General features: G+C 66.5%; 16 protein-coding genes and 1 tRNA gene. 5 read left to right on the top strand and 12 right to left on the bottom strand.

Features of this window, described 5'->3' with window-relative positions; translation table 11 throughout:
• Positions 1-10: 10 nt before the first annotated feature.
• The 7 genes from IFT71_RS07030 to IFT71_RS07000 form a co-directional block, all read right to left on the bottom strand.
• Positions 11-646: a DUF4198 domain-containing protein gene (locus IFT71_RS07030; protein ID WP_342212610.1), complete on the bottom strand. Its 636-nt coding sequence runs from the start codon at positions 644-646 to the stop codon at positions 11-13.
• Between the two features lie 126 nt (positions 647-772).
• Entirely contained in the window at positions 773-1,903 is a 1,131-nt protein-coding gene (locus tag IFT71_RS07025; RefSeq protein ID WP_197975092.1) for a calcium:proton antiporter, read from the bottom strand.
• Positions 1,904-2,156: 253 nt separating this feature from the next.
• Complete coding sequence (gene clpX, locus IFT71_RS07020; protein WP_031396414.1) at positions 2,157-3,422, bottom strand: ATP-dependent Clp protease ATP-binding subunit ClpX; 1,266 nt, start codon at positions 3,420-3,422, stop codon at positions 2,157-2,159.
• Between the two features lie 108 nt (positions 3,423-3,530).
• Positions 3,531-4,220, bottom strand: a complete 690-nt coding sequence (locus IFT71_RS07015) for an ATP-dependent Clp protease proteolytic subunit (protein WP_031396413.1) — start codon at positions 4,218-4,220, stop codon at positions 3,531-3,533.
• 115 nt (positions 4,221-4,335) lie between these two features.
• The gene (locus IFT71_RS07010) at positions 4,336-5,262 is read right to left on the bottom strand and encodes a glycosyltransferase family 2 protein (protein ID WP_107932352.1); all 927 of its coding nucleotides are present in this window, start codon (positions 5,260-5,262) and stop codon (positions 4,336-4,338) included.
• A 211-nt stretch (positions 5,263-5,473) separates the two neighbouring features.
• Positions 5,474-7,117 carry a trigger factor gene (gene tig / locus IFT71_RS07005; RefSeq protein ID WP_192139883.1) on the bottom strand — a complete coding sequence of 548 codons (1,644 nt, stop codon included), beginning with the start codon at positions 7,115-7,117 and terminating at the stop codon, positions 5,474-5,476.
• Positions 7,118-7,186: 69 nt separating this feature from the next.
• Positions 7,187-7,271, bottom strand: a tRNA-Leu gene (locus IFT71_RS07000).
• A gap of 123 nt (positions 7,272-7,394) precedes the next feature.
• Here IFT71_RS07000 and IFT71_RS06995 point away from each other — a divergent pair.
• The 3 genes from IFT71_RS06995 to IFT71_RS06985 are packed head-to-tail and all read left to right on the top strand — an operon-like array spanning position 7,395 to position 8,500.
• Entirely contained in the window at positions 7,395-7,550 is a 156-nt protein-coding gene (locus tag IFT71_RS06995) for a hypothetical protein (protein ID WP_166747620.1), read from the top strand.
• 2 nt (positions 7,551-7,552) lie between these two features.
• Positions 7,553-7,771: a hypothetical protein gene (locus IFT71_RS06990; RefSeq protein WP_031438971.1), complete on the top strand. Its 219-nt coding sequence runs from the start codon at positions 7,553-7,555 to the stop codon at positions 7,769-7,771.
• A 60-nt stretch (positions 7,772-7,831) separates the two neighbouring features.
• Positions 7,832-8,500: a retropepsin-like aspartic protease family protein gene (locus IFT71_RS06985; protein WP_244654792.1), complete on the top strand. Its 669-nt coding sequence runs from the start codon at positions 7,832-7,834 to the stop codon at positions 8,498-8,500.
• 285 nt (positions 8,501-8,785) lie between these two features.
• Here IFT71_RS06985 and gatB read toward each other — a convergent pair whose 3' ends face one another.
• Genes gatB through gatC form a run of 4 tightly spaced genes read right to left on the bottom strand, consistent with a single transcriptional unit; the run spans position 8,786 to position 12,460 of the window.
• The gene (gene gatB / locus IFT71_RS06980) at positions 8,786-10,267 is read right to left on the bottom strand and encodes an Asp-tRNA(Asn)/Glu-tRNA(Gln) amidotransferase subunit GatB (RefSeq protein ID WP_192139881.1); all 1,482 of its coding nucleotides are present in this window, start codon (positions 10,265-10,267) and stop codon (positions 8,786-8,788) included.
• Positions 10,264-10,680, bottom strand: a complete 417-nt coding sequence (locus tag IFT71_RS06975) for a hypothetical protein (protein ID WP_235188237.1) — start codon at positions 10,678-10,680, stop codon at positions 10,264-10,266. The genes gatB and IFT71_RS06975 overlap by 4 nt, the downstream gene beginning before the upstream one ends.
• On the bottom strand, positions 10,674-12,158 hold the full coding sequence (gene gatA / locus IFT71_RS06970; protein WP_192139879.1) for an Asp-tRNA(Asn)/Glu-tRNA(Gln) amidotransferase subunit GatA: 1,485 nt from the start codon (positions 12,156-12,158) through the stop codon (positions 10,674-10,676). The genes IFT71_RS06975 and gatA overlap by 7 nt, the downstream gene beginning before the upstream one ends.
• Positions 12,158-12,460, bottom strand: coding sequence for an Asp-tRNA(Asn)/Glu-tRNA(Gln) amidotransferase subunit GatC (gene gatC, locus IFT71_RS06965; RefSeq protein ID WP_031438976.1), 303 nt, complete (start codon positions 12,458-12,460; stop codon positions 12,158-12,160). The genes gatA and gatC overlap by 1 nt, the downstream gene beginning before the upstream one ends.
• A gap of 127 nt (positions 12,461-12,587) precedes the next feature.
• Here gatC and IFT71_RS06960 point away from each other — a divergent pair, with 127 nt between their 5' ends.
• On the top strand, positions 12,588-13,697 hold the full coding sequence (locus IFT71_RS06960) for a DUF3089 domain-containing protein (protein ID WP_166747617.1): 1,110 nt from the start codon (positions 12,588-12,590) through the stop codon (positions 13,695-13,697).
• Positions 13,694-14,161 (top strand): Holliday junction resolvase RuvX, encoded by a 468-nt coding sequence (gene ruvX, locus IFT71_RS06955; RefSeq protein ID WP_107932342.1) that lies wholly within the window; start codon positions 13,694-13,696, stop codon positions 14,159-14,161. The genes IFT71_RS06960 and ruvX overlap by 4 nt, the downstream gene beginning before the upstream one ends.
• Here ruvX and IFT71_RS06950 read toward each other — a convergent pair.
• Positions 14,158-15,684 carry a hypothetical protein gene (locus tag IFT71_RS06950; protein ID WP_192139877.1) on the bottom strand — a complete coding sequence of 509 codons (1,527 nt, stop codon included), beginning with the start codon at positions 15,682-15,684 and terminating at the stop codon, positions 14,158-14,160. The genes ruvX and IFT71_RS06950 overlap by 4 nt on opposite strands.
• Positions 15,685-15,722 lie beyond the last annotated feature (38 nt).

Here is a 15,722-nt window from a genome sequence, read left to right as displayed (position 1 = left end):
GCGCGCGGTCTCAGGGGAGCGTGAAGCTGGTCGTCGTGATCCGGTGGAGCGTCGTCACGGGCCCGCGCGGCAGGCTGTGCTCGGTCATATCCTTGGCGGCGGCGGACAGCAGATAGCGGCCCTTCTCGACGAGCGGCGGCGTGATCGCACCCGCCGCATCGGTGACCAGTTCGGTCGAGACGCGCGTCGGCGAGATCAGCGTGACCTTCGCGCCCGCGACCGGCTTCCCCTCGCGCGTCAGGACGAAGCGCGTCCCGTTGGCGGTTGCCGGTGCGATCTCGAACGGCAATTTGGTGCGCGGATCGGCACGACCGGCGCGCGCGTAGTAGATGATGCCCTCGCGCTTGCCCGGATCACCCCAGGGCGCGAACACGTCGTCGTCCCAGACATGCACGTCGCCCGCGGGCAGCTGAGCCTCGAGGAACCCGGCCTTGCGAACCAGCGCAGGCGCGGCGGGCGCGACGATTCGCGGCGTCTTCAGATTGGCGAATTCGGGATCGCCGCCCGCGGGCATCGGTTCGGCAGGCTCGCCGAGATAGATCCGCGCGGGTCCTGTGCCGTCGCGTTCGACCCAGACCTCATGCGCATCCGCCGCGCCTGCTGCCATCAGCGCGAGCATCGCTGCGCCCATCCATGCCGTCTTCACATCCGCTCTCCCGCTTATTGGGTCGAAACCCGCTGAGGCGATGCTAATGCAAGTCACTCGCGGATACCACCCCAGCCGTCGTCCTGAAGAAAGTCAGGATGACGGAGTGGGTGACGGATACGCTTCCTAGGGCACGACCGTCGTGAACAGATAGGCGGCGAAGATCACGAGGTGGAGGACGCCCTGCAGCACGGTCGTGCGTCCGGTGCCGAGCGACAGCGTCGCCACGAAAAGCGACAGCGCGAGCAGCGTCATCCCCTTGGCGTCGATCCCCAGCGCAAGCGGCAGGTCGAGCACGAGTGAGACGATCGCGACGCTCGGAATCGTCAGCCCGATCGTCGCCAGCGCGGAGCCCAGTGCAAGATTGAGGCTGGTCTGCAACCGGTTGCGCCGCGCCGCCTTGTACGCGGCGAGGCTCTCGGGCGCGAGCACCAGCGCGGCGATCACCACCCCGACGACTGCGAGCGGCAGGCCCGCGCCGAGCACGGCGGCCTCGATCGTCGGTGACAGCGTCTTGGCAAGCAGGACGACCGACACCAGAGCCGCGAGCAGCATGCCGAACGCGATTCCCGTCGCGCGCTGTGATGGCGGGGCGGCGTGCGCGTGTGTCTCAAGGTCCTCGGCGGAGGGCAGGAAATAGTCGCGATGCCGGACCGTCTGGACCAGCACGAACGTACCGTAGAGCACCAGCGAGACGATCGCGACGAACACCAGCTGCGACGGCGCATAGGTCGGCCCGGTCGTCGACGAGGTGTAGTTGGGCAGGATGAGCGACAGCACCGACATCGCCGCCAGTACGCCCAGCGCCGCGCTCATCCCCTTCAACGTGAAACGCTGTTCGTGATGTCGCACCGCGCCCGCGAGCAGGCAGAGCCCGATGATGAAGTTGAGGATGATCATGATCGCGGCGAACACCGTGTCGCGCGCGAGCGCCGCGGCGTCCCCGGCATCCGACAGCATGAGCGACACAATCAGCGACACCTCGATCACCGTCACCGCGATCGCGAGCACGAGCGTGCCGAACGGCTCGCCGACCTTGTGCGCGATGACCTCGGCATGGTGAACCGCGGCGAGCACGCTGGCGATCAGCACCACGATCGCCGCCGCCGTCCCGATCGACCCCATCTTGGCGAGGCCGAAGAGCACCGCGACGAGCCCCAGGCCGGGTGCGATCAGCGTCCAGACCGGCAATGCCAGCCGGTCCGGCATCGTCTCCACCACCGTTACCTTCGGTTGTTCAGCCACTTCGATCGTCATGCGGTCTCCCTCGTTGCACTAAGACAACGAATGCCCGACGCCCCGATAAGGGTCCGTCCCGCTGACGATCCACCGCCCACGCGGCAGCGCGCCCCGTCATCCTGACGAAAGTCAGGACCCAGGATACCAAACGCGACGCTCAGCGGCTCTGGGTCCTGACGTTCGTCAGGATGACGGACAATGAAGCGCCGTAACGAAACAAAAAAAGGGCGCCGATCGCTCGACGCCCCTTCCTCACCAGTATCGCCGCGGATCAGGCCGCGTCGCCGGCCTTCTTCTTCTCGGCGTAGACGCGGATCGGTTCCTTGCGGCCCTCGATCACGTCCTTGTCGATCATCACCTCGTCGACGCCATCCATGCCGGGCAGGTCGAACATCGTGTCGAGCAAGATGCTCTCGAGGATCGAGCGAAGCCCGCGTGCACCGGTCTTGCGTTCGATGCCCTTCTTGGCGACCGAGACCAGCGCGTCGTCGGTGAAGCCGAGCGCGACGTCCTCCATCTCGAACAGCTTCTGGTACTGCTTGACCAGCGCGTTCTTCGGCTCCTTCAGGATCTTCACCAGCGCGTCGACGTCGAGATCCTCGAGCGTCGCGATCACCGGCAGACGACCGACGAACTCGGGGATGAGCCCGAACTTGAGCAGATCCTCAGGCTCGACCGACTTCAGCGTCTCGCCCGTCTTGCGCTCGTCCGGTCCGGCGACATAGGCGCCGAAGCCGATCGACTTGCCCTGCAGACGGTCGCCGATGATCTTCTCGAGACCCGAGAATGCACCGCCGCAGATGAACAGGATGTTGGTCGTATCGACCTGCAGGAATTCCTGCTGCGGATGCTTGCGACCACCCTGCGGCGGAACGCTCGCTGTCGTGCCTTCCATCAGCTTGAGAAGTGCCTGCTGAACGCCCTCGCCCGACACGTCGCGCGTGATCGAGGGGTTCTCCGCCTTGCGGCTGATCTTGTCGATCTCGTCGATATAGACGATCCCGCGCTGCGCCCGCTCGACATTATAGTCGGAGGCCTGGAGCAGCTTGAGGATGATGTTCTCGACATCCTCACCGACATAGCCGGCCTCGGTCAGCGTCGTCGCATCGGCCATCGTGAACGGCACGTCGAGGATGCGGGCGAGCGTCTGCGCGAGCAGCGTCTTGCCGCAACCCGTCGGCCCGACAAGCAGGATGTTCGACTTTGACAGCTCGACATCGGCACCCTTGGCGCCGTGGTTGAGCCGCTTGTAGTGATTGTGCACCGCGACCGACAGGACGCGCTTGGCGCGCTTCTGGCCGATCACATAATCGTCGAGGACGTCGCAGATCTCCTGCGGAGTCGGCACGCCGCCGTCCTTCTTGGACACCAGCGCCGACTTCGTTTCCTCACGGATGATGTCGTTGCATAGCTCGACGCACTCGTCGCAGATGAAGACCGTCGGCCCGGCGATCAGCTTGCGCACCTCGTGCTGCGACTTGCCGCAGAACGAGCAATAGAGGGTGCTCTTCGAGTCGCCACCGCTCAGCTTCGTCATTCAATCACCTCTCGCGCATGTCGGTGCGCGTGCCGTTTCCGGGGCGGTCATCGTAACGCACCCCGGATATCCTACAATCAAATAAACCCGCTAGGCTTACGATTCGCCTTATGCAGGCTTCGCCGCGTCGTCCGCGGGGGCGGGACGCTTGTCGAAAACCTCGTCGACCAGACCGAAATCCTTCGCTTCATTCGCTTCGAGGAACGTGTCGCGGTCCATGCGACGCTCGATCTCCTCGATCGGCTGACCGGTATACTGCGAATAGAGCTCGTTCATCCGCTTGCGGATGCGCAGGATCTCGCGCGCCTGGATCTCGATGTCGCTCGCCATGCCCTGTGCACCGCCCGATGGCTGATGGATCATGATCCGTGCGTTGGTCATCGCGACGCGCATGCCGGGCTCACCGCTCGCGAGCAGGAAGCTGCCCATCGAGGCGGCCTGGCCGATGCACACCGTGCCGACGCGCGGACGGATATACCGCATCGTGTCATGGATCGCCATGCCCGCCGTGACGACACCGCCCGGCGAGTTGATGTACATGAAGATGTCCTTCTTCGGGTTCTCGGACTCGAGGAAGAGGAGTTGCGCGGTGATCAGCGAGGCCATGCCGTCCTCGACGCCACCGGTCACGAAGATGATACGCTCGCGGAGCAGGCGCGAGAAAATGTCGAACGAGCGCTCACCGCGGTTCGACTGCTCGATAACGATGGGAACAAGGCCTGCTTGCGTCTGCTGCAGGCCGAGCCCGGCGCTGGCCAACGGGCTCGCGAAATCGCCGGTCTCGAACGGATTGTGCATGGAAATCTCTCTTATGCCCCAGTGAACCGCCAACATCGGCGCTCGCACGGGGGAGTTCAAGCCCTGCTACCCGTCAGGAGAACCACCTACCCCCCGCCCCTTCCGAGAGCGGGAGTCAGACGCCAGGCGCGGGGTAGGCCAGGTAGGCCAGCCGCCGTACCTCGCGGCGGCCGCGGACGACGGTGTCGAGGATCAGCCCCGTGAACACGTTCAAAGCCGCGAAGATACCGAGCCCGGTGATCAGGATCGCGGTCGGGAAGCGCGGCACCTGGTGGATTTCGAGATAGGTGAGCACCAGCGGGATGCCGAGCAGCAGCGCGAGCAGCGCGAACGCCCCGCCGATCGCGCCGAAGAACCACAAGGGCCGCTCGATCCGGTACAGCGTCATGATCGTCCGCAGGATCCGCCAGCCGTCGGCATAGGTGCTCAGCTTCGATTCGGACCCCTCGGGGCGCGCGAAATAGGGCGTCTCGACTTCGCCGATCGGCATCTTGAGCTCGAGCGCGTGGACGCTGATCTCGGTCTCGATCTCGAACCCCGCCGACAGCGACGGGAAGCTCTTCACGAACCGCCGCGAGAAGACGCGGTAGCCCGACAGGATATCGGTGAAGCTGCGCCCGAAGAGCCGCGCGAGCATGCCCGTGAGCAGCGCGTTGCCGAAGCGGTGTCCGCGGCGATAGCTTTCCTGGACCTGGCTGATCCGCGAGCCGACGACCATGTCGAGCTGCTCGTCGAGCACGCGCGCGACCAGCGCCGGCGCGGATGCCGCGTCATAGGTCGCGTCGCCGTCCGCCATGACGTAGATATCGGCATCGATGTCCGCGAACATCCGCCGGACGACCGCGCCCTTGCCCTGGATCCGTTCGGTCCGGACGACGGCCCCCGCCGCGCGGGCGACCGCGACCGTGCGGTCGGCGCTGTTGTTGTCGTAGACGTAGATCGTCGCGCCGGGCAGCGCGGCGCGGAATCCCGCCACCGTCTGCGCGATCGCGGCCTCTTCGTTGTAGCAGGGCAGCAGGACGGCGATTCTCGGTTCGGTCATGCCCTGCCCTGTACAGTCGAAGACGGCGTAACGATCAACGCGTCTTCCAATCAACGCAAATCCCCGGCGGCGGCAGGGGCCCAGTTGGGGAAGGTCCATAACGAAGCTTTGCGCGCCGTCACAGCAACCTTTCCAACTGGACCCCGGCCTCCGCCGGGGAAGTGGCCCGAAAACGGGGGGAGTGCCTCAGCGACGAGGCACTCCGATCGGCTTACGCCTCGGTCTTGGTCGGCGCCTTCTTGGCGCGCGGCTTCTTGGCCGGCGCGTCGGCAGCTTCGGTGCCCTCGGCATTTTCAGCCGCGGCCGGCGACGATTCCGTTACCGCCGTCTCGGCCTCGACCGGAGCCGCCTTCTTCTTGGCAGGAGCCTTCTTGGCAGGCTTGGCCTCGTCCGCGGCGTCCGAAGCGGGCGCCTCGTCCGTCACCGCTGCGTCGTCGGCAGGTGCTGCCTTCTTCTTGGCGGCGGCCTTCTTCTTCGGCTTGTGGTTGTCATGGTCGTGCACGTGCGTGCCGCTGGCGAAACCGTCCTCGCTCTCGATCGCGGCTTCCAGCTCCTCGCGGGTGGCTTCGCGGTCGGTGATCTCGGCCTTCTCGAACAGGAAGTCGACGACCTTGTCCTCGTACAGCGGGGCGCGCAGCTGAGCGGCGGCCATCGGCTCGGACTGGACATACTGCATGAACTGCTGGCGCTGCTCGGCGGGATACTGCTGCGCAGCCTGTGCGAGCAGACGCTGCATTTCCTGGTTGGACACCTCGACGCCGTTCGCCTGGCCGATCTCGGACAGGAGCAGGCCGAGGCGCACGCGACGCTCGGCGATCTTGCGGTAATCGTCGCGCTCGCCTTCCATCTCGGCCATCGCGGCCTCGGGATCGGCTTCGTGCGTGGCTTCATGCTGGAGCTGCGACCAGATCTGGTTGAACTCGGCTTCCACCATCGACGGCGGAACCTCGAAGTCGTGACCCTCGGCGAGCTGGTCGAGCAGCTTGCGCTTCATGTGCGTGCGCGTGAGCCCGTTATGCTCCTGCTCGATCTGGCCCTTGAGCAGGCCCGAAAGCTGCTCGAGGCTCTCGAGACCCAGCGACTTGGCAAGATCCTCGTCGATCTTGCTATCGCCCGCGGTCTTCACCGACTTGACGGTGATGTCGAACGTGGCCGGCTGACCCGCGAGCGACTTCTCCTGATACTCCTCGGGGAAGGTCACGTTCAGGACCTTCTCCTCGCCGGTCTTCACGCCGACGAGCTGATCCTCGAAACCGGGGATCAGACGCCCGGCACCGAGCTCGACGCCCATGTCGGTGCCCGTGCCGCCGTCGAACGCGACGCCATCGGCGGTCTTGCCGACGAAATCGACGGTGACGAGGTCGCCCATCGCCGCGACGTAATCGTCAGCGGCGTCGTCCCACTTCTTCTGCTGGTCGGCGAACTTCTGGAGCTGCTCGGTGACCGCCTCGTCGGCGACGGGCACGGTCAGGCGCTCGAGCTTCAGGCCGTCGATCGCGGGTGCGGGGACCTGCGGCAGGACCTCCATCTCGACCTTGACGACCGCGTCCTTGCCGAGGTCATAGCCGTCTTCCAGCTCGACCGAGGGCTGCATCGCGGGACGCAGCTGCTTTTCGGCGACGAGGCTCTGCACGCCTTCCTGGATCGCGGCGTTCAGCGCGTCCTGCGTCAGCGCGGGGCCGTGCATCTTGCGGATGAGGTTTGCCGGCACCTTGCCCGGACGGAAGCCCGGCATCTTCATCTGCGGCGCGAGGCGCTTCAGCTCGACATCGACCTTCGAATCGATATCCTTCGCAGTGATGGTGAGGGTGTAGGCGCGCTTGAGGCCCTCGTTCAACGTCTCGACAGTCTGCATGTCCGGCCTTTGTCTAAAAGAGCATTCGGGAAAAATTCATCTGGCGGTCGCCCCGCCAGTGCGGCGGAGTGGTGCGGGCGAAGGGACTCGAACCCCCACATCTTGCGATGGCAGGACCTAAACCTGCTGCGTCTACCAGTTCCGCCACGCCCGCACAGGACATCGCCGTAGCGGGCGCGTCTATACCAACGTTGTATCCCGGGGCAAGCACGCAAGGTAAGTCGGTGGGCAACTCGATACGATCGTGCGCGTTGATGCAGAAGAAGGAGAGAGCATCATGGCTACCCAACCCCCTGCAGAATTCCCGACGCCCTCGTCGCCTGCCGAGCCGACGACGCCGCCGCCCGAGTTCAATCCGCCCGCGCCGGACATCGACGTTCCCGATCCGGGCGCGCCCTCGACCGATCCCGCTCCCATCCAGCCAGAGTTCTGATCATGGCCGATCCCCATGCGGGCACCAATCCCGAAACCCGCCCCGAGGACCGTGACGCGGACACGCGCAGCGACATCGAGCAGGCGGTGCAGTCGCGCTCCGACGCGGTCGAACGCGGTGAAGGCGGCGACGAGCCCGAGACGTTCACCAAGACGGGCATGCCCGACGGCGTCGGCGGCACCGGCGGCGTGATCAAGAACCAGGATTCGGACGCGCAATAAGCCGCGCCGGTCAGCAACCATAAATACGGGGGTGGATAGCACAGGCTGTCCACCCCCTTCTTGCAGGAACCGCCCATTTCCACGCCCGCCAGCACCCCGCTTTTCGGGCTGCTCCCCGACCTGGCCCAGCATCCGACGCTGTACGTGGCACTCGGGGTCGCGGTGGTGGTCTTCGTCCTTGCGCAGCGGATCCCGATCCTGCGGACGGTCGTCAATCTCGTGATGACGCTGGCGCTGGTCGGCCTGCTGTTCGTCGCGATCGGCCAGCGCAGCCAGTTCGATCCCTATCTCGGCAAGATCGCCAAGCTGCTGCGGATTGAGGACCAGACGGTCGTCGGTGGCGAGGTGCGGATCCGCATGTCGCCCGACGGCCATTTCTGGGCGCGGGCGCGGATCGACGGGGTCGAGCGCCGGTTGCTGATCGACAGCGGTGCGACGATCACCGCGATTTCGACGAAGACGGCCGACGCCGCTGGGATCGATGCGCGGACGAGCGTGGTGCCGATCGTGCTCCAGACCGCGAATGGTGCGATTCCCGCGCAGTCGGGCCGGATCGGCGAACTGAAGCTCGGCGCGATCGTCGCGCGCGACCTTCAGGTGGTGGTGTCGCCGGCGTTCGGCGACACCAACGTGCTGGGGATGAACTTCCTGTCGCGACTCGCATCGTGGCGGGTCGAGGAGAATGTACTGATCCTGGTGCCGCACCATCCGCAGAAGGTGGCGGCGTAACGCTTCCGACCTGGGCTCATGCTCTCGCCCCTAGCCTCCCAATTATTACCACCACCCCGGCGAAGGCCGGGGTCCAGTTGGGAGGTCGAGGTAACGGAACGCAGCGCCTGATCAGCGACGTTTGCCAACTGGACCCCGGCCTTCGCCGGGGTGGTGCCGAGGGGGAAGTTACTCACTAGTTCATCGTTCCCCCGCGGAGGCGGGGGCCCAAGAGTCCAGCAGCGTCGCGCGCGGTTACCCTGGACTCCCGCCTTCGCGGGAGAACAGAGGCCGGGAGAATAGGGCTTACGGCGCCACCGACTCCCCAAGCGCGGTCTTCAGCACCTCGTTCACCACCGCCGGGTTCGCCTTGCCGCCCATCGCCTTCATCGTCTGCCCGACGAAGAACCCGAACAGCTTGTCCTTGCCGCCGCGGTAATCCGCGACCTTGTCCGCGTTCGCGGCCATCACCTCGGCGATGACCTTCTCGATCGCGCCGGTGTCGCTGGTCTGCTTCAGCCCGCGATCCTCGACGACCTTGGCCGCGCCGTCGCCGGTCTCGAGCATCACCTCGAACACCTGCTTGGCGAGACTGCCCGACAGCGTACCGTCGGCGATTAACCCGAGCAGTTCGGCTGCCTGCGCGGGCGACACCGGCGAGTTGGCGATGTCCCTGCCGGTCCGGTTGAGCGCACCGAACAGCTCCGACGTCGTCCAGTTCGCCGCCGCCGCCGGCTTCACGCCCGCATCGAGCAGCGTGTCGAACCAGCGCGCCGCCTCGACCTCGGCGGTCAGCACCGTCGCCTGATAGGCGGTGATGCCGAGCGCCTCATAGCGCGCGCGCTTTGCGTCGGGCAGTTCGGGCAGCGACGCCCGGCATTCCTCGAGGAACGCGTCGTCGAGCACCAGCGGCAACAGATCCGGATCGGGGAAGTAGCGGTAATCATGCGCGTCTTCCTTCGACCGCATCGACCGCGTCTCGTTGCGATCGGGATCGTAGAGCCGCGTCTCCTGGACGATCTTGCCACCGGCCTCGAGCACCTCCACCTGGCGCCTGGCCTCCTGCTCGACCACCGCCATCACGAAGCGCACCGAATTGACGTTCTTCGTCTCGGTCCGCGTGCCGAGTTCGTTGCCGGGCTTGCGGACGCTGACATTGACGTCGGCGCGCATCGAGCCCTCTTCCATGTTGCCGTCGCACGATCCGACATAACGCAGGATCGACCGCAACTTGCGCAGGTACGCGCCCGTCTCGGCCGGCGATGCGAGATCGGGCTTCGACACGATCTCCATCAGCGCGACGCCCGAGCGATTGAGATCGACATAGGACTGGGTCGGATGCTGGTCGTGCATCAGCTTGCCCGCATCCTGCTCGACATGGATGCGCTCGACGCCGATCCGCTTGCCGGCGGCATCGGGGTTCTTCTCGTCGAGGCTGATGTCGATCGCGCCCTCGCCGACGATCGGATGATAAAGCTGGCTGATCTGATAGCCCTGCGGCAGATCGGCGTAGAAATAATTCTTCCGGTCGAACCGCGACCATTTGTTGATCTGCGCTTCGATCGCCATGCCGGTACGCACCGCCTGGCGGATGCACTCGCGGTTCGGCACCGGCAGCATGCCGGGCATCGCCGCGTCGACGAGGCTGACCTGTGTGTTGGGCTCGGCCCCGAACGCGGTCGCCGCGCCCGAGAACAGCTTGGCGTTCGACGTCACCTGCGCATGGACTTCGAGGCCGATCACGACCTCCCACTCGCCCGTGTCGCCCTGAATGCGATAGTCGCTCATATCCGGTTCCGATGATGAATATAGTTGATCGCGGTCAGTGCCGCGTTGCTGCCGAGCAGGCCGACCACCCAGCACGCCGAAAGAATACGCAGGATCGCGCCCTCGAAACCGAGCACCAGCGCCTCGTGATGCGCGGCCGCGGCGGCACCGCCGGCCAGCACGAGGAACACCGCGCCCAGCCGGTAATCGCCGCGCAAAATCACGCTGTTGCCGACGCACAGGCACAGGATGAACACCGCGAGCCCGAGAAAGAAGCGTGCGAGTACGGCGTGATCGAACGGCCGGTTGTCGATCTCGGTCAGCGACACGCCGACATAGGCGCTGAGGATCGCCCCGAACGCGACGTTGAGCGCGTTCTGCGCTTCGCGCAGCACGGCGACGTTGCGCGTGACGAAGGCGCGATCGGTTACCACCACGCCTCGGGCCGGGCAGTGAACCCCGCCCGCTGCTCGATCGCGAGCCCGGCGTTCAGCACGCCCTGCTCGTCGAGCGGCTTGCCGATGATCTGAAGCCCAAGCGGCAGCCCCTGCTTGTCGAGACCACCCGGTACCGACATCGCGGGCAGACCCGCGAGCGACGACGGCACGGTGAAGACGTCGTTCAGATACATTGCGATCGGATCGGACGACTTTTCACCAAGCGCGAACGCCGCCGAGGGTGCGGTCGGGGTGAGCAGGACGTCGCACGTCTCCCACGCCTTTTCGAAATCGCGCGCGATCAGCGTCCGGATCTTCTGCGCCTGCGTATAATACGCGTCGTAATAGCCGGCCGACAGCACGTAGGTGCCGATCATGATGCGGCGCTTCACCTCGGGGCCGAAGCCGTCGGCGCGCGTCGCGGCGTACATGTCCTGCAGCCCCGAGCCGGCCGGCAGGTCGCGGATGCCGTAGCGCACGCCGTCATAGCGCGCGAGGTTCGACGACGCCTCGGCCGGCGCGATGATGTAATAGGCAGGCAGCGCGTATTTGGTGTGCGGGAGCGAGACCTCGACGATCGTCGCGCCGGCATCCTTCAGCCAGTCGATGCCCTTCTGCCAGAGCGCCTCGATTTCCTCGGGCATGCCGTCGACCCGGTATTCCTTGGGAATACCGACACGCAGGCCCGCGAGGCTCGCCGACAGACCCGCTTCCCACTTGGGCACGTCGAGCTGGAGCGAGGTGCCGTCCTTCGAATCGAACCCGGCCATCGCCTCGAGCAGGATCGCGCAGTCGCGGACGTCACGCGCCATCGGCCCCGCCTGGTCAAGCGACGAGGCGAACGCGATCGTCCCCCAGCGCGAGCAGCGGCCATAGGTCGGCTTGATGCCGCTGATGCCGGTGAAGGCGGCGGGCTGGCGGATCGAGCCGCCGGTGTCGGTGCCGGTCGCGCCGGGGCACAGCCGCGCGGCGACCGCCGACGAGGAGCCACCCGACGACCCGCCCGGCGCGAGCGAGGCGTTACCGCCGTCATTGCGCTTCCACGGCGAGATGACGTTGCCGAACGCGGACGTCTCGTTCGACGATCCCATCGCGAACTGGTCCATGTTCAGCTTGCCGAGCATCCCCGCACCCGCATCCCACAGATTCTGCGAGACGGTCGACTCATAGGTCGGCGTGAAGCCTTCGAGGATATGGCTCGCCGCGGTCGTCGTGACGCCCTTGGTGCAGAACAGATCCTTCATGCCGATCGGCACGCCGGCCAGCGGCTTGAGCGTCTCGCCAGCGGCGCGCGCGGTGTCGGCCGCGGTGGCGGCGGCGATCGCGTGGTCGGGCGTCTCGACCAGGAACGCGTTGAGCGCCTTGGCCTGGCTCACCTTGACGATGAACGCATCGGCGACGTCGCGCGCCGAAAAGCTGCCGTCGCGCACGCCGTCGCGGATGCCGGCGATGCCGAGATCGGTAAGGTCGGTCATTATTCGATCACCTTGGGCACGGCGAAGAAGCCGTGCTCTGCCACGGGGGCGTTGGCCAGGACCTGCTCGCGGATATTGCCGCCGGTCAGCGGATCGGCGTTGACGACGTCGTCGCGCAGCCGCAGCGTGTTGGGGATGACGGCGGTCATCGGCTCGACGCCGGTCGTATCGACCTCGCCCAGCATCTCGATCCAGCCAAGGATGTTTCCGAGTTCGGGCGCGATACGCGCGGCGTCCTCGTCGGTGATCGCGATGCGCGCAAGGCTCGCGATCCGCTTCACGGTTGCAGTATCTACGGACATGGCGCTCGGCTAGCACCGCGCGGCGCGAGCGCGCAACACCCTTCGTGTTCCCCCGCGGAAACGCACCCGTTGCAACCGCGCCGCGCATGCGGCACGGGGACGCCACCGCCTGCACGGAAGGTCCCGCTTGGCCCGCAAGTTTCTCTATTTCGTCACCGCGATGATCGTCCTCGCGATCGCCGCGCTGCTCGCCTATCGCCTGTACGGGACCGAGCTGATGCGGATCGCGATGGTCCCGAGCGAGACATTCCAGGCGCAACGCAAGGCGCCGGCGAACATTTATGCGCGCAAGATCCTCTGGCTCGCGCGCCCCGATCGTCCCGGTAACCCCGCGCTCTGGACACCCGAAGGCTATGCACCCGGCACCCCGGGAACGGGCGCGGCGATCTTCTTCATCCACCCGACCTCGTACATCAGCCGCGACCACTGGAACGCGCCGATCGACGATCCCGAGACCAATGCGCGCGCGGAACTGTTCCTGCGCGGCCAGGCGAGCGCGTTCAACGGTGCGGGCGACATCTGGGCGCCGCGCTATCGCCAGGCGACCTTCGGCGCGTTCCTGACCAGCGAGGCCGACAGCGAACGCGCGCTCGCGCTCGCGTACGGCGACGTCACCGCCGCGTTCGACCGGTTCCTCAAGGAAGCCGGCCCGACCCGCCCGATCATCCTCGCCGGACACAGCCAGGGCGCGCTCCACCTCACCCGACTGCTGCGTGACCGGATCGCGACCGACCCGAAACTGAAGGCGCGGATCGTCGCCGCCTATGTCGTCGGCTGGCCGGTCTCGCGCGTCACCGACCTGCCGCGGATGGGCCTGGCCGAATGCCGCAGCGCCGACCAGACCGGCTGCATCCTGTCATGGGAAAGCTTTTCCGAGCCCGCCGATCCGTCGCTGGTCGTCGAGACCTATGACCGGACCACGGGGTTCGACGGGCAACCGCGCAAGGGCACGCCGATGATCTGCACCAACCCGCTGACCGGCACCGCCGATGCGAGCGCGCCCGCGACCGCCAATCTCGGCACGCTCGTCCCGTCCGCCGACCTGTCGAGCGCGACGCTGTCGGTCGGCAACGTGCCCGCGCGCTGCGGCGACCGGGGTATCCTGCTGATCGGCGAGGGCCCCGATCTCGGGCCTTACGTGCTCCCCGGGAACAACTACCACGTGTACGACTATCCGCTGTTCTGGGCGAATGTGCGTGCGGACGCCAACCGCCGTCTTGCGGCGTTCACGCGATGATCACCCTCTCCCCCGCGCAGTTTCGTGATGCGCTCCCGAATGGCGGACGGCTGATCGGCCTCGACGTCGGTACCAAGACGATCGGCACCGCGCTGTGCGATGCCGGCTGGTCGTTCGCGAGCCCCGCGCTGCTGATCCGCCGCACCAAGTTCCAGAAGGACAAGGCCGCGCTTGCCGAGATGATCACGGCGCAGAAGGTCGTCGGGCTCGTCATCGGCCTGCCGATCAACCTCGACGGCAGCGAAAGCCCACGCTCGCAATCGACGCGGGCGTTCGCGCAGAACCTGAAGGACATGGGGTTGCCGATCCTGCTGCAGGACGAACGCTGGTCGACCGTCGCGGTCACCCGCACGCTGATCGAACAGGACGCCAGCCGCGCCAAGCGCGCCGAGCTGGTCGACAAGATGGCGGCGGCGTACATCCTCCAGGGCGCGATCGACGCGCTGGTGACCGCGCAAATCTAGCGGACGACGCGGTAGAGTGTCGACGTGCCGTTCGTCCACACGACGCGCAAGTCCGCGGCCTGCGCAGCCCCCGGTGGATACCCGATCGTCCAGACATGCGTGAACGCCGCGCGCGGGAAGCCGGCGATCGCTGCGCTGAAGTTGGACCCGATATCGGAACATTGGGCAGGAAAAACGCTCTGACTCGGATCGGCGAGATAGGGGGCGGCGGCCTGATGCCGGATGCTCAGCAGTTGCTGGCCCTCGATCACCCACTGAACGTTGGTGAAGACGTCGCGCCGGACGATCGCCAGCCCGGGCAGGTGATCGCGCCGCAGATCGGTCCATGCGCCAAAACAGGGCCGTGCGACCAGCGACAAAACCGCCGCGCCGCGCGGGATTGCAGCAATGGCGGAAAGCTCGCTCTGCTGCTCGGCAGAGCGCTCGACAAAACTCAATGTCGTGCCGCCCAGTCGGACAACGACAAACAGCATCGCCAGCCACGCGGTCATCCGCGTCGTCTTCCCGGTCACCGGCGGCGCGATCGCGATCAGCGCGAGCATTACCATGGCGGGCGCGATCCGCATGTCGACATAGGCGCCCCCCATCAGCAACCTTGGCAGTAAAGCGAACGCCCCCAGACACGCCAGCGCAGGCCAGCCGAGAATTTGCGAAAACCGCCAGTCATGGCTGCGCGCCGCGGCATAAAGGACGAGGACAGGCGGGATCAGCGACAGAAGGTCGAATGCCTGCCACCGGTCCCTGAAGATCGACAGGATCCACCCCGCCTTGGCAGGCATGTTGAACCAGTCCGACGCACCGAGCCCGGCTTCCCCGTGCCCAAACCCAAGCCCCGCTTGGAAGGCCATGATACCCAGCGGCCCCGCGAGCGGCAGGCACTGGACGATGGTCCCGCCGAGCGCTGCGCCCCAGCCCTTTCCCGCCGCCCGCAACCGCGCGAGTTCGGCGGCCGCCGCCATCAACCCGAACATCCCCCAGCCGAAGCTGTGCGCCACCCACAGCACGGGCGCGATCGCGGCGAATGCCACCGCGCGCACCGCAGACCGCCCCTCACGCCCCCAGCGGATCCACACGGCCAGCGCGCAAAAGGCCAGCGCCTGCGACAGCGCGAAATTGACGAACCCGAACTGGAACGGCCAGGCATAAACGAGCGGCACCGCAAGGATCGCGGTCGGCGGCACGCGCCCGTGCGCCTCGCGCGCGGTCCATAACAGGCCGGCGACCGTCACCACCGGAATCGCGATCACCGCCAGCTTCGTCGCGGACTCGAATCCGAAGATACGGGCGAGCGCAGGCACCAACAGGTCCATCCCCAGATTGGGGATCAGTGCCCAGTGAAACGTATAATAGCGCGTTAGATCGGGCGAATCCCCCAGCGCCATCGCGATGTGCCACCGCCCCATATGCCCCGGCAGATCGCCCAGCGGCGGCAGCGCGGGCCACAACAACGGCACCGCCGCCGCGACGACGAGCGCGACCAGAAACCAGCCCCGCTCCCACCACCGTGCACGCTGCGCGATCACGCTAGTCTTGTCATCCGTGCATACCATCCGCCCCTGAT

This window comes from Sphingomonas sp. CFBP 13733 (genome assembly GCF_014841795.1).
GTDB classification, from domain to species: Bacteria; Pseudomonadota; Alphaproteobacteria; order Sphingomonadales; family Sphingomonadaceae; genus Sphingomonas; species Sphingomonas aerolata.
The sequence above is the reverse complement of the archived record's forward strand: the minus strand, read 5'-3'. Positions and strand labels throughout refer to the sequence as shown.

Coding starts and splice junctions, on each gene's coding strand:
- IFT71_RS06995 (WP_166747620.1), top strand. CDS start 7,395: ATGGCTACCCAACCCCCTGCAGAATTCCCGACGCCCTCGTCGCCTGCC.
- tig (WP_192139883.1), bottom strand. CDS start 7,117: ATGCAGACTGTCGAGACGTTGAACGAGGGCCTCAAGCGCGCCTACACC.
- IFT71_RS06990 (WP_031438971.1), top strand. CDS start 7,553: ATGGCCGATCCCCATGCGGGCACCAATCCCGAAACCCGCCCCGAGGAC.
- gatC (WP_031438976.1), bottom strand. CDS start 12,460: ATGTCCGTAGATACTGCAACCGTGAAGCGGATCGCGAGCCTTGCGCGC.
- clpX (WP_031396414.1), bottom strand. CDS start 3,422: ATGACGAAGCTGAGCGGTGGCGACTCGAAGAGCACCCTCTATTGCTCG.
- gatB (WP_192139881.1), bottom strand. CDS start 10,267: ATGAGCGACTATCGCATTCAGGGCGACACGGGCGAGTGGGAGGTCGTG.
- ruvX (WP_107932342.1), top strand. CDS start 13,694: ATGATCACCCTCTCCCCCGCGCAGTTTCGTGATGCGCTCCCGAATGGC.
- gatA (WP_192139879.1), bottom strand. CDS start 12,158: ATGACCGACCTTACCGATCTCGGCATCGCCGGCATCCGCGACGGCGTG.
- IFT71_RS07025 (WP_197975092.1), bottom strand. CDS start 1,903: ATGACGATCGAAGTGGCTGAACAACCGAAGGTAACGGTGGTGGAGACG.
- IFT71_RS07010 (WP_107932352.1), bottom strand. CDS start 5,262: ATGACCGAACCGAGAATCGCCGTCCTGCTGCCCTGCTACAACGAAGAG.
- IFT71_RS07015 (WP_031396413.1), bottom strand. CDS start 4,220: ATGCACAATCCGTTCGAGACCGGCGATTTCGCGAGCCCGTTGGCCAGC.